This window comes from Gardnerella sp. DNF00257 (assembly GCF_049262745.1).
Taxonomy (GTDB): domain Bacteria; phylum Actinomycetota; class Actinomycetes; order Actinomycetales; family Bifidobacteriaceae; genus Bifidobacterium; species Bifidobacterium piotii.
Window position 1 is genome coordinate 1241374 of sequence record NZ_CP058403.1, and the last position, 23826, is coordinate 1265199.

A 23826-nucleotide genomic window follows, 5' to 3' on the forward strand; every position below is an offset into this window, starting at 1 on the left:
TATGAATCAAATATTTTATGAGAGATTTTATGCAATGCAGCTTACACGTTTTGCCAAAATCACAGATCCTGCAATAAGCACTATGGCCAAAGAGAACATTAATGTTGTTTCAACTTTTACGCCAGTAGTTACTAAATGCCCAACACGAGCACCTAAACGAGCATGTTTCCGTTTTGAATTCTTTGTTCCACTTACATATTGATTATTTGGCTGCGAGTTCTGCTCTACATTAGAGTCGCTTACTTGTTGATTATCTCCATACTGAGAATCTCCCTGTTTAGAATCTCCCTGCTGAGTAGCGCTTTGATGAGTATCAACCTTCTTAGAATCACCTCTCTGAATAGCCCCTGATTTAGTAGCTGTATATTTACCTTCCTTGCTATCTTCCTTGCCTTCAACATGCTCAGATTTATGCTGAGAATCCGCATTAACATTACTTTGATTATCTTTTTTATTGTTTTTTTCATTAATTTTATCGTTATTAGCATTACTCTTAGCATTACTCTTAGCAGTCGCATCTGCATTTTGATGAACTGTATTATTGGTCCCAGCATCTACTTGCGCACCGAGCGTATTATTATTCGCTCCAGCGTTTACACCAGATTGCGCATTGTTGCCAACTTGCGCTCTGCCAGACTGTGTGCCAGCAACTTCATTCTGCGCACTAGAACCTTGTGTGCCGCTAAGCTTTTCGCTAGAACCGCCAGGATTATCCTGCTTACCAGACTCACCAGTCCCAGACTGCTTCTGATTACCAGGCTTTTCGCTAGAACCACCAGGCTTTTGCACACCAGGCTGCTCTTGCTTACCAGGCTCACCCTTTCCAGGCTGCTCTTTTCCAGGCTTATCTTGTTTTACAGGTTCCTGCTTACCAGGCTCACCCTTTCCAGGCTCACCATTACCAGGATTATCTTGCTTACCAGAACCTTGCGGATTCTGAGGATTCTGCTTTGAAATAATATTATCTACAACGCCACCACTAGGAGACGTCTTTGGATCGACTTCACTACCTGTAACATTTCCACTACCAACAGGCTCGCTCTTACCTGGATCTTGTTTACTAGGCTTTTCGCTAGAACCACCAGGCTGCTTCTGATTACCTGGATCTTGCTTACCAGGCTTTTCGCTAGAACCACCAGGCTGCTGCTTTCCAGGCTCACTCTTTCCAGGCTCACCCTTACCAGGCTCCTGCTTTCCAGGCTCACTCTTTCCAGGCTCACCCTTACCACTAGCATTCTCCGCCTTATTAACAGTCACAGTAACAGGCTTATTTCTATCAAAGAAGCTTCTACTATCTTCGTTATTAAACGACGTCTTAAACTCTTGCGCTCTAGAAGAACCTGGGAATTCATAAACAAAAACATACATTCCACTTTTAGCCGTATTGCCATCTAAAAGATCGATCATATCTCCAACTTTTTCAAACTTTTCTTTTTTATTCTCAGCACTTCTGTTCTCTTTGTTATCTTCACTGCCCTTGTTATCTTCACTATCGCCATCTTTACCAGATTCTTTGCCAGCTTCTTTACTATTAGACTCGTTATGAGTAAGAATTATCTTTCCATTGCCAAGCGTGTAAGTTCCATTACGCAATGGAACATCCCATGAATCTATTTTCTTATGATTTTCGTCTTCTTTAGGCTCTTCAACCGAGCTAGAAACAAGCTTTACCATATTTTCATTGCTCATTGAACCATCTTTGTTTCCAACCCACCAAAGACGAATGTTCATCTTTGCATCTTTACTAAACCCATAATCGGTATTTCCATCAAATTTTCCGTAGTCTTTTGGAACACCACTAACAACTATCGCATCCGAAACGTCATTTGTATCTTTATTTTTTAGATTCTTAACATGTTCAATCGATATTTTTGCCTTATGCGAAACTGTTGAATTTACGTTTCCAAATTCTTCAACAAACTTTTCTGGAATAAACTCTCTAACGTCGTCTTTTTGATTTCCAGGATCAATAAACCAAACCCACGTTCCAAATAATCCTGCATCATCTTTGTTCACTTTATAAACTTTTGCGCTAGCAAGTTCATCTTTAGATAAGTCACCTTTTGCTTCGTGCGCAACCGCTTTAACTTCTTGATTTTCTCCCGAAAAATAAACATCGGCTGCAGCAACTTGACGAATATTCTTATCTTCTCGTAGTTCCTTTATATACTCTTCTACTTTGTCTTTTTTATTTTCGCGTTTTTTCATAATATCGTTATAAGAACCAACAAAGTAGTATCCACGAGCACGAACGTCTTTACCACTTACCCACTCATCTTCAGTAGGATTCTTTAGCGACGAAGTAACAGTATCTTCTACAGAATCGCCTACTTTCAACTCTTTTACAGTCGACTTAGAAGAAATCGAAGGCTGGAACTTTCTGTGTGCTCTCTCTGTTAATACATTTGTAAATTCTCTGACTTTTTCATCTTTTGCTACTCGTATTAAAGCTGCTCCATTCCCTATATCTTTTCTTTGCAAATATGGAATGTAGTATTCACCTTTAATTTCTGCTTCGCCTTCTCCTGTTGCAACCCAATCAATTCCATACAACGTACTATAAGATCCAATGTAATCTTTAACCTCTTTAACCTGCTTCTTATCTTTTATAAAACGCAACTTATCGCCTACTGCAGTAACTTTAAAATTTATATTTTCATAGCCAGAGGGAACCTTGTTTAGATCAATACCATTCGCATCAATAACTACTCTACCGTGCTTAGAATAGTAGGTAGCATAAGGGTCAAGTATTTTGAATCCCATACTGTTAGGCGTTTTTTGGGTTACTTCATTCCACAGTTTTTCGGCTTCTTCCTTTAAGTTGAACGCAGTATCAAATCCCCTACGCTTTGCTTCTTCCCACCCGCGTTTATCTTCATCATAATGTTCATGAATTAAATATGCTGCAGCCTCCATTCGGGATGTAAAATCATTTTCAATAGCAAACTTAGCTATTCTTGCTGTGATTTCATTAATATTGTTAACATCAAGCGGAATATCTCTCCAATCGGAATCAGCTTTTACAGTTGATCCAGTATTAATGCAAAATACGTAATTACCATCTTCATCTTTTTTTACAATTTTTTTGCTCGGACTCACTTTTGAACAGGCATCACTATACGTATAGTATTGACCAAAAATATCTGCAGAAGCAGCATTTATTGCGCCATTCCCAACAACAATTGCAATAGTCGCCAGCAACGCTGTCATTAAAGAGAACATTCGCGTGCGCTTATTGCGTAAAAAGATTGGAATCCCTTTACATCCATGTTTTCCCATATCAACTCCTTAAAACGTTGTTTTCTCTAACGTGACAAACGTTTTTGCTAGCCACGATGAACAAAAAATTCGCTCATGCTCTAACTATGATTTAGGAATTTCAATCTGTAAATAAAAAACTTTCAATGTGGTTAAAGGCTATTTTAGAGGGCAGTTATCCACATTGTTATACACAATTGTGCACAATCATACACAGTAGTGGTGGTTGCTGGCGACTCGCGTTTATAGGAATATGTTGCAATCAGAAAAATAGGGGTTATATCGTCTATAGGCCAAAATAGCAACCATGGTGCTATGTGCAAAATCAAAACAAAAAGCTCTAAACCGCTGATTTTCAACGATTTAGAGCTAAAACCGCGGAGTCAGAGAGATTCGAACTCTCGAGCCGCTTACGCGACTAACACCTTAGCAGGGTGCCCCTATCGGCCACTCAGGCATGACTCCACTTTGTAACTATTCAAGATAGCAACAGATTCAGACTATATCACCTCTTGAGGACGTGCACAATGCTTAAGCGACACACCAAAAGCGCAAAAGTGGATTTAATAGCCAAACAGCAATATTTATGCGGGATTATGATCTCCCGAAAATGTAATCACAACAGCCAACATAACTAGAGCCATTCCGCAAACGTCAATCAACGTTGGCATTTCGCCAAATCCCATTCCAACAATTGCAGCAATCGCAGGGTAAAGCGCTTGCATAACCGAATACCGTGCAGAAGACACACGCTTTAGCAAAACCTGGTCTAAAAGCGTTGGAATAAAAGACGCACAAGTTGCAATAACAACCATTAATCCAAGAAGTTTCAAAGATCCATAAGGCTGAGCAGCCCAAGTTGCACTAGATTTAGGATGCACAACATGCAAAATTGCAGGAACACCAAGAACACTCGATTGCAAAAGCCAACCGATTAAAATAGCTATACTAACTCTGTCAATTGCATTAGAGCCTCTTGCAAGCATGCGCCCAGATACAATGTACATTCCCCACATTGATCCGCCAATAAGAATTGCCACTAATCCAACAAGAAAATGCGGGCTTTCGTTAGAACGCATAGACGCGCTTGCAAGAAGCACAATTCCACAAGCAGCAATAACAATTCCAACGCGCTCTCGCCATGTTTTACCCGTTATAACAGCAACCATTAGCGGCCCTACAAACTCAATAGTTACAGCCACCCCAACAGCCATACAACTAATAGCTAAATAAAACATTGTGTTCATAAGAACAACAGAAATGCCTACTGCAACAACAATTAACCATTCTTTTAATGTTTTAGGAAGAGAGTTGCGAGCGCGCTTTTTACGCGAAAAAGGTCTTCTCCAAGCAAGCAAAAACAAAGACATAAACCCAACGCGATACCACACAGAATATAGCGGATCGAGCTGGCTAAACGCGACCTTTGCTATAGACGTTGCTAGATAGACCGTTGCAGCTTCTACAACAACGATTAGCAAAACAGGCATGCGATTTAGCGCGTTTACTATGATTTGTTTCATAAAGCATACCCTACACGGCAGTAGTTATATTTGCCAGTAGTTATTTTGCGTATTTTACACTTATTTTTCGTAAACTTATTGCGACACACTATTGTACAAAATCGAACGTTTGTTCTACTATAAATTCATGAGCACAGCACCGCGAGTTAATGCAGCTAAACGCGATTGGGGGCGCAATGCGTCTGGCTGCACAATACTTCATATCGATATGGATGCATTTTATGCATCACTCGAGGCGGCGCGTAATCCTAGGTTACTTGGCAAACCTGTGATTATTGGTACAGGCTCGCGCTCCGTAGTTTCGGCAGCCAGCTACGAAGCACGTAAGTATGGCGTGAATTCCGCTATGCCTACAGCGCGAGCACGAAGCTTGTGCCCTAATGGCATTTTCCTGCCGGTAGATATGCCATATTACGTTTCCATTTCATCTAGGATTTTTAAGGAGGTCTTTTCAAAGATCACAGATAAGGTTGAACAGGTTTCTGTAGACGAGTGTTACATGGACGTTAGTTCCGCGTTGTTGCGCTGGAAAACGCCCATCGCCATAGGCGAGTGGATAAGAAGCGAAGTCGCGCGCAAGTTTCATATCACTTGCTCTGTGGGGATTGCATCAAATAAGCTGATCGCAAAAATGGCGTCAACGAACGCAAAGCCAAACGGAATGCTGATTATCCCCCAAAATCGCAATGCCGACTTTGTTTCAATAATGCCATTACGAGCAATACCAGGAATTGGACCCGCGCTTGCTAAAAAACTAGCTACGTGGGGAATAAATAGCATTGAGATGCTTAGAAGTGTAGATGAGAAGACTTTGGAACGAGTTGCTGGGTCTAAAGTTCTTGCGCGAATGCTTTATAACACTTCGCGCGGAATTGATACACGGCAAGTAATGCCCCACGTTCCAGAGAAATCCATTGGAACAGAAAGCACTCTTGATAAAGACACCACAGATATTGCAGCAGTGAAAAACCTGATCAGGCACTGCTGCAACGAAGTGGCGCAAGAATTACGCAATCGCAACACAATGGCAAAAACAGTAACGTTAAAATTGCGATTCAGTGATTTGCACTATGCAACAAGATGCAAAACATTAAGAAACGTAACCGATTGCGCTCCAGAGATTTATAAGCATGCTTGCGATTTACTAGAATCGGTAAATCCAACAGTTCATGACCATAAATTAGGCGGAAGTCATATTTGTTTACTAAGCTCCGTCAGGCTTGCTGGCGTTAGCGTAAGCAATCTTGTAGATAAAAGCAAAGCGCTTGTTCAGCCTACGATTAGCGACATCTTAGAAGAGAACGAAAGAGAAAACACCATAAGTGGTATGCGTAAAAATTCAACAGAAATTGCGCAAAACGCAATAAAAAATACGCATGCAAGAATAAGTCACGCAGAACACGTATTAGATGCAGTAAGAAAAAAGTACGGCAACAATGCTGCTCAAATGGGCATTTAAGCATCTTTTTTAGGAAGAGCAGCTACGCGATCCTCATCCCAACCAGATGGGCCAGCTTCTTGCGCACCACCTAAATCGCCAAGCTTGTTAAAGTATTCAACAGCAGCGTCTTTATACCATTCCCACTCTTCTGGAACATCGTCTTCGTAAAAGATGGCTTCTACTGGGCATGCAGGCTCGCATGCGCCGCAATCAACGCATTCGTTAGGGTTTATGTAAAGCGTGCGATCGCCTTCGTAAATGCAATCAACAGGGCACTCGTCAACACACGCTTTATCTTTAACGTCAACGCACGGTTCTGCAATAACGTAAGGCATAACAAACGCCCCCTTTCACACCCAAAAATAAACTAACTCTTCTATTATAGTTCACGTTACGAGTGCAAAACGCATTGAGTCGGCATACATAATCGCATACCGACTCAATACAGTTAAATTAACGTCTCAAAAAATCAACGTCTAAAAGCAAAAGCCTATTGAGCATCCTCTTGAGCAGACCCAACAGCCGCCTCTTGAGCTACCTCTTGAGCTGCCTCAGCTCGCGCTTGATCTTCCGACTCGCCTTCCGCAACTTTTTCTGCAGCAGCAGCATCTTGCGCAAACAAGGTTTCTACTGGAACACCAAGCTTCTTAGCTTTACGAAGTTGCCTTCCAAGCAAAGAATTGCGGTAAGAATAGCCAAAGTACACAGTAAAACCGATTGCAAGCCAGATTGCAAAACGAATCCATGTAAGCACAGAAAGGTTTAGCATAAGCCAGAACGTAGAAAGCGCGGCGAAAATAGGTAGAACTGGATTCCATGGAACCATAAAGGATCGATGCAAATCAGGTCTACGCATACGCATAATAGGAACGCCTGCAGAAACAAGCAAGAACGCAGAAAGCGTACCAATATTCACCATATCGGAAAGAATTCCAATATCTAATGTAGAAGCGATTATTGCCACAACAATGCCAGAAACAATCTGAATACGTGCAGGAATTCCGCGCTTGCTAACCTTAGAGAAGCTACGTGGAAGCAGGCCATCTCGGCTAACAGCAAACACAATACGTGTAAGGCCCAAAAGAAGAACCATAACAACAGTTGTTAAGCCGATTACAATTCCAAGGGAAATAATCTTAGCAGCCCAAGTTGCGCCTACAAGCTCAAAGCTCGTAGAAAGCGAAGGAGCGTCTTGCTTAGCCAAATCCTTGTAAGAGACCATACCAGTTGTAACAACAGCAACAAGAATGTAAAGAACAGTCACAATCAAAAGACCAAGACCAATGCCCCTAGGAATGTTCTTGTGTGGGTCTTTAGTTTCTTCTGCCGTAGTTGCAACAACGTCGAATCCAATGAATGCAAAGAACACAAGTGCTGCGCCAGAAAGAATACCCGTAACGCCGTAAACAGCTGGCTGCATGCCAGTAATCCACTGCCAGAGCGGCTGGCTCATAGTGCCAGAAACGTGAATACCCTTAATGCTAGCAACGTCTGTTGCAGGTGGAACAAATGGAGTGAAGTTAGAAGCCTTAATGTAGAAGAATCCAACAACAACAACGAACAAAACAATACCAATCTTAAGAATTGTTAAAGCGCCGTCAAAACGAGCAGAAAGCTTTGTTCCAACAACAAGCATAATCGTAAAGAACGCAACAATAGCTACTGGAGCAAGATCAAAAGTAAAACCGCCAATATTTACCGAAGTAGATACGTTAAGACCAAACAAGTGCATTAAATCGTTAAGATAAACGCCCCAATATTTGGCTATAACAGATCCTGCCATAAGCATTTCCAGAATCATATCCCAGCCAATAATCCAAGCAACAAGCTCGCCGACTGTTGTATACGTAAAGGTGTATGCAGATCCTGCAACAGGAATCATCGAAGCGAACTCAGCGTAGCACATTGCAGCCGTTCCGCAAACGATTCCAGCAATAATAAAGCTAATAATCACCGCAGGTCCCGCATGGAATGCAGCTGCTTGAGCGCCAACAGAGAAGATTCCAGCGCCAACAGCAACCGCTACGCCCATAACCGCAAGATCCCAAGCATTTAGCGTGCGCTTAAGATGGCGATCACCATCCATTGTTTCTGCAATAGTCTGCTCAACAGACTTTTTTCTCCATATTTGCATAATCCAACCTTCTCTAAAACTACGTCTAAAACATTCCATATAAGGGGTTATATGTTATAAATCGCAAAAAATACGGTTCAGCACACATTAAGTGCTATTAAACAATAATTTTTACGATATTAAAAGAGCATAGTACTTTGTCTAGCGGAAAATCACAACACAAATCGCAATTTATTATGTTAAATTATGCTAAATTTGTGTTAACAATTGTCTTAACAATCCGCACTAACGCCGATTAAAACAGGTTCTGGAACAAGTTTTACACCAAACGAATCGTAAACACCATCTATGATTTTGCGCGCTAAATCAACAATATCCGAGCACTTTGCGCAACTACGATTAGTCAACGCCAAAGTGTGCAAAGAAGACAACCCTGCTTTACTTTTTGTGCCATCGCTTTGCGTAAGTCTAAATCCCCTGTGGAATCCTGCATGGTCAATAAGCCATGCTGCAGAAGTCTTAACTCCTTTAGAGCCATCTGGCAAAGTGGCGTCAAAGCGCGGAGCGTCTTCTGGCAGCAAAGCTGCTTGAGATTTAGTCAAAATCGGATTCATAAAGAAGCTTCCGCAACTATGGCGGTCCGCATACTTGGAATCGCCTTCTAACAAATCTCCAGCAGCATAGTCTTCATTTTGAAGTCTAATCGAATACTCAACACCGTTTTCGCTTTTTGCGTAGCACATCCACTTATTTGCGTAGCGCATAGCATCTTCAAGCATGCCCTTAGACGCTCTAACGCGCAGAACTTCGCGACGAATCTTAGATGTTTCCATCCTATCTCCAACTTGCACACCAAGCGCGTGAGCAAGCTGCGAATGTGCCACAACTCCCGTTTTTGAATGTTTTAAGCAAAAAGTAACAGATAAAACAACGTATCTAGGCGTTGGGAAGAAGCAATCAGCAGCAACACCAGGCGCCTTATACATGCTTTTTTTGAGAACAGACGTGCGGTAGCCAAACTTAAGATCTGCAAGATTCATATAAAAAGTGGTTTTATCTTTACGATCCCAAACTTCTACAGATTCAACGCTTTGCGCAACTTCCGCACCGTATGCGCCAATGTTTTGTACAACAGACGCTCCAACCGTTCCAGGAATCCCAGATAGCGCTTCTACGCCTTGCAATCCAAGCTCAATAGTGTGAGACACAAAATCATCCCAATTGCAACCAGCTTCCGCACTAACGTGAACCAAAAAATCTCCGCTAGTTTTATCAACGCCGTCTATGCCAGGAGCAGCCTCATCTAAAACGCAAATCTCACGACGAGCATCGCGCACAACAACTCCGTTAAACGGCTCGTCGCTTACAAGCATGTTAGACCCGCCACCAATAACACAAAGCGGCAATCCAGCGCAATCTGCGTCTTCTACAGCTTCTATAACAGCCACTCTGCTAGTAGGCTCTACAAAACGAGCAATAGAACCGCCAACACCAATTGTTGTAAGATTTGCAAAAGTTGGATTATCAGATTCCAATAAGGATGATTGCATACTCATACGATTAATCCTAACAGCAATAAATAACAAAAAACCCCGCAAAACGCGGGGTAATAAAGCTATAAAACTTCGCCGAAGTTCACGCTTTTAGCGAGTCTCGCGATGGAGAGTATGCTTGCCGCAGCGTGGGCAGAACTTGCTCAACTCAAGGCGATCAGGCGTATTACGACGATTCTTCGTCGTGATGTAATTACGCTCCTTGCACTCCGTGCATGCAAGCGTAATGCCTGGACGGATGTCTGCGCTCTTACTTGCCATTTTGTTCACCTCTAGAATATTGTATGTTGACCAACTCCTGCTGGCCATTGTAGCGAGGAAGAGACTCGAACTCTTGACCTTACGATTATGAGTCGTACGCTCTAGCCAGCTGAGCTACCCCGCCAGAGAGCCTCGAGTGAGAATCGGACTCACGACCTCTTCCTTACCAAGGAAGTGCTCTACCACTGAGCTATCGAGGCGTGGCGGGTAGTGGATTTGAACCACTGAAGCACGAAGCAACTGATTTACAGTCAGTCCCATTTGGCCGCTCTGGTAACCCGCCAACGTTTCCGTGCGGAGAAGAATATCTCCAAACGGCAACTTTGTTATTTTGCCACGAACGCGCGACTAATGCAAGTTCAAGACACGCCGAAAGCAAAAATCACATCTAAATGCATCTAAAAAATGCGATTATTTATCTGCTATTTAAGCGAAAAACCATCTTTCTTTAAAGACTCGCACACTTTAAGTACGCGATCATTTGCCTCGGTTTCTGCGATTGTAATGCGAATACCTTCTCCAGCAAACGCGCGCACAGAAAGACCTGCATCAACAAAACGCTGATTAGCTCGCTCTGTATCTTCGCCAAACGGCATCCAGAAGAAGTTTGCGTATGGCTCGGCAACATTCCACCCTTGCTCTCGCAAACCGCTCACAACGCGGTTACGCTCCTTAACAAGCGCATCTACGCGATTGCGCATTTCTGCAAGCGCTTCACTCTCCAAAGACGCAAGAGCAGCCACTTGTGCAATTTGGCTTACACCAAACGGAACAGCCACTTTTCGCATACCATCTACGACTTGCGCGTTTGCAATAGCGTAGCCAATGCGCAAACCAGCCAAACCGTAAGCCTTAGAGAATGTTTGAGCAACAACAACGTTTGGATATTCGCGGTAGAGTTGCATGCCATCCGCCGTACCCTTTGCGTTGTTAAATTGCACGTAAGCTTCGTCAATAAGCACCAAAACATTGCTTGGAACAGCATCCAGCACTCGTCTAGCTTCCTCGTCTGAAAGCGATGCAGACGTTGGATTGTTTGGATTGTTCAAAATAACAAGACGAGTGCGCTCATTAATCGCATCAATCATTGCATCTACATCGTGCGGCCCATCTGCGCGATTAGGGATTTTAACGCTTGTAGCGCCAGCACCAGTAACAATAATCGGATACGCTTCAAAGCTTCTCCACGGGTATATAACTTCGTCTCCAGGGCCTGCAACAAGATTTACAAGTTGCGTAATAACCTCTGTAGAGCCGCATCCAAGAACAACCTCGTCTGGAGTAACGTTAAACTTTTTAGCTAACTCTTCTACGACTTCTGTTCCGCGCATGTTTGGATAACGATTAATAACCCCAAGCGCACGGCTAGAAATGGCGCTTTTCACGCTTTCTAACGGCTCAAATGGATTTTCGTTGCTAGAAATCTTATATGCGCGAATGCCGTCTAATGCGGGCGCTGGTTTACCTTGCTTGTAATTTGGCAAAGTATCTAAAATACTGCGATGTTTGTAATCCATGATTTTATAATAGTCGCGTCTTAAACAAATTAAATAAATTATTAGACGTATTAAAACAAATCAGACACACTAAACGATTAAACAAAAACGCTGAAAACAGCGGTAAACCGTCATTTTCAGCGCTAAATAGCTTTATATTACTTGACTAATACAAGTAATTAGCCAAGCGAGTAATAAAATCAGCCAAGGATTGCAAGAACGTCACGAGACGAAACGATTAAGTAATCTTCGCCTTCGTAATGAACTTCTGTGCCACCATACTTGGAGTAAAGGATCTTGTCTCCAGGCTTAACATCCATAGGGATGCGCTCGCCCTTATCGTCACGGCGGCCTGGGCCAACAGCCAAAACCTCTCCCTGCTGTGGCTTTTCCTTAGCATTATCTGGAATGTACAAGCCAGAAGCAGTTTGAGTTTCTGCCTGAGCTTGCTTAACAATAATCTTATCTTCCAAAGGTGTGAGTTTAATCGACACTTCGGTACCTCTTTCTAGAGAAATGTAACCTTTGCGCGAATAATGTTGACGAGGCTGACGATCACGTCAAAACTATCGAGCACTGAACCTTATAATAGCGCGTTTTTAGCACTCTACCAACTAGAGTGCTAAAATTTTAGAAAATTTTTACAAACTTTAAGCAGCGCGACGAGCCAAAACATCCCTTAAATCGGCTTTACCAAGCGAGTCTTTTGTGCTAACTGGAGGCTCTACAGTAACTTCAGACACTTCAGAGACTTTGCTTGAATCGAAAGCCGCCGCCGATTCGTTTGAATCGTCTGTTGAAATCGCTTTAGTAACTTGCTTAGTGGACTTTATCTCTAAGCTTTGCGGACCCGCATTTTTGCCATTAGCACCAAAATCACTAGAATCATCGCCAAACGAGAACGATATAAGATCTTGGTTAGAGTTGGAGGCATCGGCTTGCGAGCGCGCATCATTAGCAGCGGAAAAATCGCCAGCAACCGCGCTTTTTGCCACCTCTTTACTGCTTGATCCAGCTAAAGCCATGCTTATATCTCGCTGTTGCATAACCGAAGTCTCTGTGTTGTCTGGATTTTCGGCATGCTGTGAGTTTTCTGCATTTTCAACAACTGAGTTTACAGCAGCGTCAAAAATTGGCTCCACAACAGAATCATTAAAAGCTGCAGAACGCTTGTTATACAAAGCAACTTTTGCTTCCCACTTGCGCGCTTGCTTAGCAGCCATAGAACCAAAATATAGAACAGTGCAAACAGCAGCAAGAGGAATGATTGCAAACCACGCACTATAAAGGCCAGAAAGACCCGCAGCAAACACAACAAGAGTTAAAAACGCTAGAGAAAGCACCAACGCACGGCGACGGCGGATTGCTGCACGACGAAGCGCGCGAATACGGGCAACGTGTGCAGGCGTAAAAGCACCATTAAACTGCTTAGCGCACTTATGTTTATTAGCGTTCACGCCATTGCGACTGAACTTGCCATTGTTAGGCTTTGTATTCGCTTGCATCTTCGACGGCTGCATGCCAACCCCTTTCGCCATCGTGCCGCTACACGCGTGGAAAAGCGAATCACTGCTATAATCCACAATGTGCAACGAAGGTGAATACCTATCTTCGCTGTGCTCCAGCATTGACTTCATGCTGTTTTCAGTGCGTTTAGGCAACCAACCAAACATTAAGGCTACGATGATGATCAATACCGTTAACGCGCTCACCGATTCATAACCCATACGTACAAATATAAAGTGCATTAAGGATGTAAAGGCTAAAAATAAGTCGGCGTGTCGGATTTTTTGCGATTGTTTCGCAAAATTTTACAAACAAAAAAGCGTTTACGATTAGCGATTAGCCGCTTTAATGAGGCGGTATTATGAGCTAGGATATGTGATGGAATTATAGATTGGAGGAACCGTTGCCTACTTATCATTACCGTTGCAAGCAATGCGGATATGATTTTTCACAGCATCAATCGTTTGAAGATGAGCCAATTACCGTGTGCCCAAAGTGCGGAAAGCAAGAAGTTCGTAAGGTTTTTAGCGCACCACCAATCAACTTTAAGGGTAGCGGATTCTACCGCACCGATAAGTAACGTGCAAATAACCCATTAAAATTTGTGCATAAGTGCATAAGTGAAAAAATATGACGCAACTTATGTGTGTATGTGAATAAATTGAAAATTTATGACGCCACTTATGTGCTTATGTGCGTAAGTGGCGTTTATTTTGCTGCGCATGCGTGCGTATGTTAGTAATCACTTATATTGATATATGTTGATATGTGGATTAATACCAATCAAAAATGGCTATTTATGTGTATATGTGCGTAAGTAACTATTAAACTTAATCAAAAATGTTTATATGTGCATAAAATCCTCGTAAAATCCCCATCTAAGCTAGCCTTTAACCACATTGCACAAAAAAGCTTGCAAAAGCACTACGCGTGATAAATGATGCTTATATGCGTACATCATTTTTACTAAAAACGGTTGGCTACAACGCGGAAAACAAGATGCCAGTAGAGCTTATAAAGCGCAGAAAAAGGGCGCAAACCTTAAACATGCTTTCAATATTTTTTATAAGTGTTGCAACATTGTTTTCAATACACCTTATTTCAACGTTTCAAGCTACTCAAAGCGTGCCAGTAGCCATTAGAAACATAGCAAAAGGCAGCGTGATTAAACAAAGTGACCTGCATTACGTTAACGTGCCTAAAAGCAGCGTTTTTAACAATGTTCTTAACCAAACTTCTATAAACAATTCCTCTAAAAACTCTATTATTGCTGCGTGCAACATTAAATACGGAACGCCGATTTTTAGCAATCAAGTTACAAAGCAAACAAAAATTCCGCCTGGCTTTACAACGATTTCGGTTAATCTTGCAAGCAGTAGCGCCAGCCTTGCGACAGGAGACGTTATTTCTATAGCGTTTAGCAAAGTTCCAAACAGCTTAAATACAGCCAATCATTCAACAAATCCAACACAAATAGAAACATCTAGCGACGCCAGTTTTTCCGATAACATTACTTTGCAAGACAAAAACGTTTCGCTTGTTAACAACGTAATCGTTGTTAACGTAAATAATTCTGCACAAAGCGCACTGCTAGCAATGCCAGCAGAAAACGCGTTGCAAATCATAAACACGCAAGCGATTATTCCAAACCTTGCGGTAATAGCTGTGCAAAACTAGCAAGCAATAAATAAACGCATGCCAGCCGCTATGCAAAGTTTATCTACCGCGTTCGCTAAAAACCGCCCAATGAGGAGGAAGCTCGCTAAGAATACGATTATCGTCATCTTTTGCGCGCTGCTCAATCGTTTGAGCGTCGCCCGACTCTTGCTTTACGCCGTCCGCATCAAAAAGCTCAGGCCCTTTACGAACCACGCGCGAATGGCCCCTAGAACACCTGCGATTAGCGTTGTATTCGCTCATTGCTGTTCGCCGCTTTTATAAAGCTCGCCAATTCTAGAAACAATTCGCTCAACTTCTTTTTCGGGATTAACGAATGCTCCAACGCTCCAAACGTTCATAACAGACCAGCCAAGATACTCCAAATCTTGAGCGAGTATGCGATTGCGCTCACGAGTAGACTCAAGGCTCATAAAACACGCATCGTCAGTTAGAACGGCCAAAGCAAACGGCTTATCTGGCAAACCAACAACAAGAGGAATACTATGATCTTCACTAAAACCGTAGTTTACTGCCACATTAAGGCCGCGAGAGCGAATTCGTTCTGCCAAATCCGCAAACAAAACGTTACTAAAGCCGTTTGCGGAAAAATCGCCAGCAGCTTGCGATTTTGCAGCTTCGCCCGCGTCAGCAGAATCAGCAGAATCGACAGCAACCGCTGCATTTACTGCATCAACTGGATCATCGTCCAAATTCTGCGCCCAAGTAAGCAAATCCTTAAGAAGCTTAGGTCCGTCTTGATGCAAACGATCATCTTCCATATCGCTAGACTTAAATGCGCAAACAATGTCCAAATTTCTTCTAGCCAAAGCCAAGGAGTCAAGAAGCATGGACTTTCCGCCTTCTTCTTCCAAAACTCCAAACTGCTGCAAAAGCCTTCCGTGCGAAGTCTTTGCGTAGCACAGCGAAAGAATAACATCCGTTGCGTATGCACCAACAGCCTCGTTTACGCTTACAAGTCGAACATGCCTAAGGAATCTACCCATATTTTCGTCTTTAACGGCCAACGCCTTAAGCTCCACTCCAAGCCTGTTTCTAAACACGCTTGTAAGAGTCACAACTGCAAGCACGTAGCTAGAAGGAACAACGCTAAAAGTCTTAGCGCGCTGCTTAATCAAAGACACAACTTCATCAATCTCGCGCTGGCTGCTTTCAATAAGACCAGTTGCCATAACTGGAACGCCAGCGGCTTCTACTTGATGAAGCTTAACCTTGCCTTGCATTTTTTCTACAGGAACATCGTGTCTAAGCACGCCGTAGCCGTGATTTTCAAGAAAATCGGCAAGATACGCGGACCGCCTGGTTGCTCGCGACTTAACGCAAACAGTAGGCAAAACGCTAATAAGGTCACTTACGCTTTGCGAGCTAACAGTTTGCTTGTGCGCAATAACAACGACTTGGCGTGCGCGCGCAAGAATGCTAAGCAGCTCAATGTTGTTAATATGCTCTGCAGAATCAATAATCACAACGTCTACAATCGGCTTAAACTCAGTCATCATAGTTAAAGTAGACGGCATTGCAACCAGAATCGGCTTAGCAGCAAGCAGCAAATCTGGGTAGGAGTTCATCAACTTAGCAAAAGTTACACCCGAACCATTGCTTGCAAGAGCAGTGTGAAGCTGATTTGCCTCTTGAGAACGCGCAAAAAGCAAGTCGCAAAGCTTTTTAAGTGCTTCTTGCTGAACCATTGGCCCTACGGAACGCACATGCTCCGTGTCTACTTGAACAAAACGATCGGAAGCGTCTTGCAACGCGGAGCCGTCTTGATTAGATATAATCTCGGAGGAATTAACAATATCTTCAAAAACGGTAGTCCACCAAGCTAGATGAAGCTCGCCATCTAAGGCCTGGCCCGTAACTTTACGCCTACGCAAGTCGCAAACAAGATCTTCTAAACCAACGCCGCGCAATTCACGCTCAATAACACACCTACCTGGTAGCGTGTCTAAAGATTCGCGACTATCGTGCAAGGCTTGCAAGCGCTCGTCAAGCTTAGTAAACTCAATGTTTTCAAGGTCTGCGCCAAGTCGCGTTGTAGAAAGCACAGCGTTAAGCGCTACAAGATTACGGTCTAAAAGCTCCTGCGTGCTAACGATTTCGTCTAGCTTAGGAGGCAATACTGGCCAACCGCCATGAGGCACAAAAGTACGCCATTGCGCAGCTTGCGCGGCAACAATCTTTAACGCTTCGTGAAGATCGTCTACCTTTGCGCCAACACGCAAAAGGCTGCGCGCTTCTTTAATGTGATGCCTGCGCTCCCAAAAGCCCATTGGCGTGCCTTCGCGCTTGCGAACTGCTTTAGGCTTGCTCGCTTCAATCATTGCGTTAAGATCGCGCTCAAAAATATCTGGCTGGAAAACGTCTAAAACGCGGCGAAGATTCTTTAGAACCGTAACCTGTCTACCCCATTCTCGCGCCGTAGAAGGAATAGGGAAACCGCAATTTTGCACAGTTGACTTAACGTGCTCGCGCGCGGCTGGCAAAAGCTTTGTAAGAACGTCTACAACGCGCTGATACACTGTTACAGCCTCGTTCTCGCTAAACAGCGAAGCACCAAACCACGGCGTATCTTCGGCATTAGTAGTAAATTCACCAAGAGAATCTGCCTCGTGCAGCTTTTGTGCCCACTCGTCTAAATGACCAGAAAGCGAGCGCGCAGCATCTACACTAAGACGAACATGCGTGCAAGGATGCGTAGGCAGCATGGCGATTCCTGCAAGATTTTGCATAGTCTGATAAGCGGAGACACCCCATCGCTCGTTTACTCCGTGCAAATCTCCCAAGTAGCGGTTTAATCGCGTTTTAACGCCAACAAGCTCGTCGCAAACTTGCTCAAAGCGGCTAGAAGCAACGCTTTGGCGAGACCCAACTGCCGCTATAAGTTGCGAATCAACGTGCTTAGCAAGATGTGAATCCGAAACGTCTAGCGAAAGCGAAGAAATCTCGTTTGCGCTAAGAGCGTGGCGGAATCGGCGCTGCTGCTCCATAACGTTTGGAACGTACAAAACGGATTTTCCTGCAAGAACGCAGCGCGAAGAAATTGCAGCTGCGATTAAAGCGGAATCGCATCCAGCATCTGCGTCTATTGCCAAAGAAGCGCCATTTGCCGCCATTCCTGCAGCGTATCGCACAGCGTTACTAACGTCGCCAACTTCATATTCGTAGTGTGGGTCTGCATCTAGTGGAGAATAGTCGGAAGTAGCTTTTGCACCCAGCGATTCAACGGCAATATCATCTCCCGCAATCGCGTCAATCATTGTATTTCCAACGTTCCCCAGCTTAAGCGCGCGCAAAATCTGGCCGCTTTCTGCTAAGAATCTAGATCCCGAGTCCGTAAAACAACCGAGCACAATATCTCGCTCAATGTCGAAATCTGGGAAGACTCTTTGCGCAGCAGCACAAATCGCGTCAAAAACTGCAGATGTTTCTGGCGTGCCGCTCTGGTAGTTTGAGCCATCAAAAAGCGCGTCTTCGCTAAGGTGCACGCCTCTTTCTTGCAGCCTAAGAACAAGAGCGTGGTTTAGGCGAACGTTTCCCGAAAAGTAAATCGTTGCAGCCGTCTCGTCTTTTCCAGCTTCTCGCAAAACGCGTACTGGGTATGTTAAAACTGGCACATGATTGCCGCTCCAAGACGCAACTCCAACAACAAGCGAAAGCTCCGAAACGCCATTTTCGTGAGCTTTGTTGTCTCTGTCTTCAAAAACTCTGTCTAGCCTTCTACCTGCCGCGCGCAGCATTCCCGAATCGCGGAAAAGCGCTTGAAGAGTGGCCTTTCCACTGGCAAAAAGCTGGGCGATTCCCGAAGGATGCGCGTGAGTTAACTCTAGTTGCGCACAAAGTTTTGTTATGTCTTCTAGCGGAGAAGGAGCAAGCTGCGACTTGTATTTTTCATGCCATTTGTTCATGCGCTCGAGTTTCTCGGCGCGCAAAGATTGTGCAGATTGGCGAGGCGCAGCCTGGTCTGCCTGGTCTGCCTGGTCTGGCTTATCTGTCTTATCTGAAAGATTTTGCTGATTTTGCTGGCTTAACTGACTTGCCTGGCCTTGCTGGCTGTGCATAAAGTCATTTTGATTATCGCTCATACTACTCAACTCCCTTATTTACAAGCCGATTGCATTGCGATACGCGCTGTATCCGCTATTTTGCGCCAACGCTTGATCCACGTCTGCGTTCCCCTGCGCCGAAAGCCACGCATACAAATCGTCGTACAAATTTGTGTTCATTGCCAAGAATGGCAGCAACTCTTGGTACTTTGCCATCTCAAATTGCTCGGCAAAATCGTCTGTTTTTTGCGCTTCTTCCGATGTAAATCCTCCAGCAGAAACCACTTCTTTGCGAGCGCTAAATTCGCCATTTGAAACTTTTTCAAACACGGATCCTGGCTCAAAAGCTGGTGTAAATTGCGCGGAATCGCTTGCGATTGTAGCGCTTACATCACTTATGTTGTTAGCGTCACTTGCATCACTAGCATCACTTACATTGCTTATGTTGTTAGCATCACTTACATTGCTAGGATTGATTACATCGCTAACATCATCGTTAGTAACAACATCGTTAGTAACAACATCGTTAGCAACAACATCGTTACTAGCATCATCGTTACTAGATACATCACTACTAGCAACATCATTACTAGATACATCGTTATTTGCAGCATCGTTATTTGCAGCATCGTCAAATAAATTGCGCGGTTCCACAGGCGATTCAAACTCATCTCGAACAACAGGCAAAACAACCTGACCCGCAATAACAGGCTTAATTTGCTCTGCAACGCTTTCTGCAACACTTGCAACATCTAGAACGCTTGCAACATCCGCAACACTTGAAGGCTCAACACTCGAAGGCTCAGCGTCAGTTACAGCAGAAGTTACAGCAGAATTATCATTATCATCCGCATCCGCACCAGCATCCCCCGCCGAAGCACTACCAAGATCATCTGCCTCAGCAGCATCATTAAGCCGCTTTTGACTATCCCAAACCAAATCAGGCCGCGAAACCGACTGCGCATGGAACACACCCGTTGGCTCCCCCGCGCGAATGTCAAGAATATCATCTACCGACAAATCCGCAGCGTCTGGCTCCTTAATATCATTATCTGGCGCGTAAGAGAACAAATCGCGCACTGGCTGCGCACCCGAATCACTCCCCTGCGGCGCCTTTTCTTCAATGCGCACAAAATCAACTGGAACGTCGCCAAATTGCATGCGAACAATGCTGTCTGGCATGTGGAAATCAACGCCTGGGTCTAGTCGCAGCAAGTCGCCGCTTTCGCTAACCAAGTAAGTTCCGTTTGTAGAGTTTAAATCGCGAATCGTAGCCGCGCCGCTTGCATCAACAATAAAAAGCGCGTGTCTTTTAGACATAGAGCGCTTATTGTCTACTACGTCTACGCGCATAAAACCGTCTTCGCGCAAAGGGCGTATAGGCTTCCTGCCAATTTCTACAGACCGACCCGCGCCAACGCGTGCCTGCTCCACTCCACCTACCGTAATCATCCAGCGCTGCAAGGTTTGTTGAACACTCACGGAACCTGCTCCCTTCAAAAAACACACTACACACTATTGTGTCATGCTTTGTGTATATTGCGCTAATGGCGATTGCGCAATCTTTCCCGAAAATGTACGTGATTTGGGTAAAATATGGTACAAAATGCGTCGACTATTTCCGCTTTTTGTACGTGATTTGGGTAAAATATGGTACAAAAAGCGGAAAATAAAGCAGATTTAAGCAAGAATCGATAAATGCTTAGCGTGTAAATCAAGCTTGCCGCGCTTTCTTTTAGCATCTGTAACAACCATAGTCGCAAGAATCACCGCGCACCCAACAAGCGCAATAACAAACAGCGTCATCCAAAGCGGCCACTGCAACTTGTCGTCTGGCGCCTTAACAAGATCGGGCAGCACGCGATACCCCGTTACCAGCAGCCTTTGCGAGTTCACACCGTACGGCGTGCAAGTAAGCAAAGTCACCAAATCGCGCCCCTTCTCGCGCTGCAACAAGCTTATGTCGTTAGGTTCTACAACGCTAATGCGAAACACCTTGTATCTTAAGGTTTCGCCTTGAATATCCAAATAGAAAAAATCGCCTTTTTTAAGATAAATTAAGTCGTCAAACATAGTGGCATGCGGCAAACCCGTGTGCGCCGTAATAACCGAATGCCTGTTTTTGCCGCCTACTGGCAAATCCGTGCCATATAGGTGACCAGCTCCATACGCTAAAACATCTTGCGAACTGCCGTGATAAATCGGCAGCTTAACGCCAATCTTCGGTATTTTTACGATTCCCATAATGCCCATTGGCTCATCCAGCACGCTATCGTACTTTTTATACTCAGGCGTTTTTTTAAAATCGTCCGTGCCGTTATATGGATCTGCCGTAAAAATCGCGTTGCGATGCGCGTTATACTCGCGCGCCTTGTCTAAGCTAATTGCACGCGCATCTTTAGGCTGCTCGCGGCTAAGCTTGTCGTAAATGGCAGAAAGCTGCTTAGACGCATGATTATTCCACAGCGTTGACGCCACTGGATACGTGAAGCATAGGATTGCTGCAAGCGCTAGAACGATTGGCTCTAAGATACGACGCAAATGCGATTTTTTGCGTTTTGCTTGCTTTTCCTTCTTATTAGGCTTCATTCCTACTCCAATGCGAATCGACTTGCATGGGCGCTTTGACTGAGCTTGAAATTGCATAACGCATTTCAAGCTCCTTCAAAGCGTGATTTGGCTCAAATGTAAAGTCCAGTGGACTTTACATGCCAAATCAGCTTTACGGCTACTAATAGCCGTAAGGAATAGCGCTTAGACCGCGCTAACGATACGCCTCGATAGCGGCGAAAAATCTCGAATCTCTACCTAGTTTGGCGTATTTGCGCAATTACAGCGCAAAAAGATTTAGGCACTTTGTACCAGGACACGCCAGCGTAGAAACAAAAGGCTCAATGCATTTTGTTTTAAACGCTGCAGCGTGTCTTCTGGTACAAAGTGCTCTAATCTTTTGCCTGATTAAACCAAACGCCACATAATTCAGCGTTTGCCAATCACGCCCATCAGGCTTTTGCCTGCTGTTCTTCTTCCTTGCGATTGCGCATGTAGAGGAACACGCTTGCTGCAATCAAGCCCATGCCAGCAAGCGCAAACAGAATCACGCCAGCAGCACCAGTTGCAGGAAGGTTGAACCATGTCCAAGGGCCTGTAGCACTCTTCTTTGTGTTAGAGAACGGTACAGTCGTGGTCTTGCCTTCTTCTACCCTAACAGTCTCAACTCTAGGCAAGCGCATGTAGTCGCCTGGAGCTTTAACCTCAACAAGGAAAATATCCGTGTCAGCTTGAACCTTAACAGGCGCCTTCAGTTTGCCAGTGTTTGCTTGAGTTGTAGCCTCTTCGCCCTTAAACGTAGAAGAGGCAGCGTTGCAGTTAACTTGAGCGTTACCATCGGCGCTATTTTGTTCTTCAGTAAGTGCCTTAGCGCAAGCTTCTGCCTTCTCCTTGCTGTTGAAAAGCCTAAACTCAGCGCCAGCAAGACCAGTCCTCTTCGATGCTTCCTTGCTTTCTTCTGCCGCGTCGTACTTGAACACGTCAAACCAGCCATACTTAACAGTAGAAGTACCTTTATCATCATCACCAGAAACGATTGGGCCTGGCTTATCTGCATCTGGCGTACTCTTAGTGCTTGCTGGGAAGAAACCAGACTTGTTTTTGACTTCAACGTTGGTCGTACTCTTTTTATCCCCAGTAGGAACATCTCCGCCCTGGTAATCCGCATTAAGGTCGAGCTTAATAGTAACGTCTACCTTAGGGTCTTGGCCGTTGGTAACAGCATTCAGCTTTTCAGCAATCTTCCCTAAGCCAGCAGGCGTAAACTTAACTAAGATACGCTTGCGGTCATTGTCAAGACTCTTCTTTTCGTTTGCATCAGACGATGAGGAATCCACGATAGAAACGGTATAATCATCGGTCACAGTGAGTTTATCATCCTTACCCGTGCCAATCTTCACAGAATCAACAGCTTTGCTGGCATCAGTTGGTGACGTAAACGCAGCAGTCGGGAAATCATCAAACACAGCAAAACCACTAAGATCGTCTGCTGTCAAAGCGCCAGTCTTGGTGCGGTTTACAGAAGCGCTAATCGTGTAGTAAAGCGTCTTATCTTTTGCAAGAACAGAGTTATGACCTTCGCCGTTGTCTAGCTTCTTGGTAAACGTCTTAGAAATATCCTTGTTCTTTGGTTCTATTGTTTTATTCCAATTGTAAGTGGTGGTCGTATTGTTACCCTCAGTCGTCGTCTCAATCAAAGGCATTGTTATGTAGAACTCGGTCTTATCTGCAGCGCCATAGCCTGCAGGAGGCGTTTCAACAACCTTGTACAAGCCGACTGGGAGGTTTTCGATTTTTGCAGTACCGTTAGCAGTAGTTGCATAATACACGTTGCCAGTGCCAGCACCAAGCTCTACGCCTGTAGCATCACCGCGGTTAAGCTTATCGACTATGCCAGCAATCTTGGACCAGGTGGAAAACTCATCGTATTTAAGCGTATCAGTACCAATCTTGGTTACCTTGGTAAGCGTAAACTTTGCACCATCAAGACCACCGTCCTTGTGGTCGCCATCACTCTTGTACTTATACTTGTTAATCGTTAAAGTACCTTCGGTCTTTGTCTGATGAGTGGTATCACCTGTAGCAGGCTTAAACCACGGCGCATCTGGAGAATCGGCAAGGGGTTTCGGCTGTCCTTGAGGAATAACTGGCTTAGGCACACCCCACGCAACGCTTGCCATTGTTACGGCGCCAGCAACGCACAGCGTGCCAGCCATCGCGAGCGACGCAATCGCCGCAACGCACTTTCTTGTTAACTTATTCATATTTTCTCCTTTTCTCGATGCTTCTAAAAGCAGTTGAGTTAAGTTGTTTTGTTTTTGTGTTTACTGTGTGTTTGCGCGCCGATTGAGCCTTATTTGTACTTGCTAAGCACTTGTTTGTACCCATTCGGCACTTGTTTGTGTTTGTGTTTGTGTGTTTGTTTTGTTTTTTGACTACCTGGA

At 44.3% G+C, this 23826-nt stretch carries 17 protein-coding genes and 4 tRNA genes; 3 read left to right on the forward strand and 18 right to left on the reverse strand.

The features are described from left to right. Nucleotides 1-27: 27 nt before the first annotated feature. From HXT23_RS04860 to HXT23_RS04870, 3 genes are all read right to left on the reverse strand, one after another. Nucleotides 28-3279 (reverse strand): peptidase, encoded by a 3252-nt coding sequence (locus tag HXT23_RS04860; RefSeq protein ID WP_422112768.1) that lies wholly within the window; start codon nt 3277-3279, stop codon nt 28-30. Between the two features lie 357 nt (nt 3280-3636). After that, nucleotides 3637-3723: transfer RNA gene (locus HXT23_RS04865), tRNA-Ser, on the reverse strand. A 119-nt stretch (nt 3724-3842) separates the two neighbouring features. Continuing rightward, nucleotides 3843-4781 carry an EamA family transporter gene (locus HXT23_RS04870; RefSeq protein WP_422112769.1) on the reverse strand — a complete coding sequence of 313 codons (939 nt, stop codon included), beginning with the start codon at nt 4779-4781 and terminating at the stop codon, nt 3843-3845. A gap of 127 nt (nt 4782-4908) precedes the next feature. Between HXT23_RS04870 and dinB the strand changes: the two genes are divergently transcribed. Next, nucleotides 4909-6240 (forward strand): DNA polymerase IV, encoded by a 1332-nt coding sequence (gene dinB, locus HXT23_RS04875; RefSeq protein WP_422112770.1) that lies wholly within the window; start codon nt 4909-4911, stop codon nt 6238-6240. Here the strand turns inward: dinB and fdxA are convergent. The 10 genes from fdxA to HXT23_RS04925 form a co-directional block, all read right to left on the reverse strand. Then, nucleotides 6237-6557 carry a ferredoxin gene (fdxA, locus tag HXT23_RS04880; protein WP_004131685.1) on the reverse strand — a complete coding sequence of 107 codons (321 nt, stop codon included), beginning with the start codon at nt 6555-6557 and terminating at the stop codon, nt 6237-6239. The genes dinB and fdxA overlap by 4 nt on opposite strands. A gap of 155 nt (nt 6558-6712) precedes the next feature. Next, the gene (locus HXT23_RS04885) at nt 6713-8356 is read right to left on the reverse strand and encodes an APC family permease (protein WP_422112771.1); all 1644 of its coding nucleotides are present in this window, start codon (nt 8354-8356) and stop codon (nt 6713-6715) included. A 212-nt stretch (nt 8357-8568) separates the two neighbouring features. Then, nucleotides 8569-9852, reverse strand: a complete 1284-nt coding sequence (locus HXT23_RS04890; protein ID WP_422112772.1) for an FAD-binding protein — start codon at nt 9850-9852, stop codon at nt 8569-8571. 87 nt (nt 9853-9939) lie between these two features. Continuing rightward, on the reverse strand, nt 9940-10110 hold the full coding sequence (gene rpmG / locus HXT23_RS04895; RefSeq protein WP_004114322.1) for a 50S ribosomal protein L33: 171 nt from the start codon (nt 10108-10110) through the stop codon (nt 9940-9942). A gap of 50 nt (nt 10111-10160) precedes the next feature. Continuing rightward, nucleotides 10161-10234: transfer RNA gene (locus HXT23_RS04900), tRNA-Met, on the reverse strand. Nucleotides 10235-10238: 4 nt separating this feature from the next. Further along, nucleotides 10239-10310: transfer RNA gene (locus HXT23_RS04905), tRNA-Thr, on the reverse strand. A 1-nt stretch (nt 10311) separates the two neighbouring features. After that, nucleotides 10312-10393, reverse strand: a tRNA-Tyr gene (locus tag HXT23_RS04910). Between the two features lie 139 nt (nt 10394-10532). Beyond that, nucleotides 10533-11627, reverse strand: a complete 1095-nt coding sequence (hisC, locus tag HXT23_RS04915) for a histidinol-phosphate transaminase (protein WP_422112773.1) — start codon at nt 11625-11627, stop codon at nt 10533-10535. A gap of 179 nt (nt 11628-11806) precedes the next feature. Beyond that, entirely contained in the window at nt 11807-12100 is a 294-nt protein-coding gene (gene groES, locus HXT23_RS04920) for a co-chaperone GroES (protein ID WP_004131681.1), read from the reverse strand. Between the two features lie 156 nt (nt 12101-12256). Beyond that, complete coding sequence (locus HXT23_RS04925) at nt 12257-13279, reverse strand: hypothetical protein (protein WP_422112774.1); 1023 nt, start codon at nt 13277-13279, stop codon at nt 12257-12259. 236 nt (nt 13280-13515) lie between these two features. On the opposite strand from HXT23_RS04925, the gene HXT23_RS04930 reads away from it, so the two are divergent. Continuing rightward, entirely contained in the window at nt 13516-13692 is a 177-nt protein-coding gene (locus HXT23_RS04930) for an FmdB family zinc ribbon protein (protein WP_016636054.1), read from the forward strand. Between the two features lie 368 nt (nt 13693-14060). Then, the gene (locus tag HXT23_RS04935; RefSeq protein ID WP_422112775.1) at nt 14061-14789 is read left to right on the forward strand and encodes a hypothetical protein; all 729 of its coding nucleotides are present in this window, start codon (nt 14061-14063) and stop codon (nt 14787-14789) included. Between the two features lie 39 nt (nt 14790-14828). Here HXT23_RS04935 and HXT23_RS04940 read toward each other — a convergent pair whose 3' ends face one another. The 5 genes from HXT23_RS04940 to HXT23_RS04960 form a co-directional block, all read right to left on the reverse strand. Beyond that, nucleotides 14829-15032 carry a hypothetical protein gene (locus tag HXT23_RS04940; protein WP_422112776.1) on the reverse strand — a complete coding sequence of 68 codons (204 nt, stop codon included), beginning with the start codon at nt 15030-15032 and terminating at the stop codon, nt 14829-14831. Beyond that, on the reverse strand, nt 15029-18694 hold the full coding sequence (locus HXT23_RS04945; protein WP_422113086.1) for a helicase: 3666 nt from the start codon (nt 18692-18694) through the stop codon (nt 15029-15031). Before HXT23_RS04945 ends, HXT23_RS04940 begins: the two co-directional genes overlap by 4 nt. Nucleotides 18695-18889: 195 nt before the next feature. Further along, nucleotides 18890-20284, reverse strand: a complete 1395-nt coding sequence (locus HXT23_RS04950) for an FHA domain-containing protein (protein WP_422113087.1) — start codon at nt 20282-20284, stop codon at nt 18890-18892. Nucleotides 20285-20512: 228 nt separating this feature from the next. Continuing rightward, entirely contained in the window at nt 20513-21421 is a 909-nt protein-coding gene (locus HXT23_RS04955) for a class C sortase (RefSeq protein WP_422113088.1), read from the reverse strand. 413 nt (nt 21422-21834) lie between these two features. Next, the gene (locus tag HXT23_RS04960; protein ID WP_422112777.1) at nt 21835-23646 is read right to left on the reverse strand and encodes a SpaH/EbpB family LPXTG-anchored major pilin; all 1812 of its coding nucleotides are present in this window, start codon (nt 23644-23646) and stop codon (nt 21835-21837) included. Nucleotides 23647-23826: the final 180 nt, after the last annotated feature.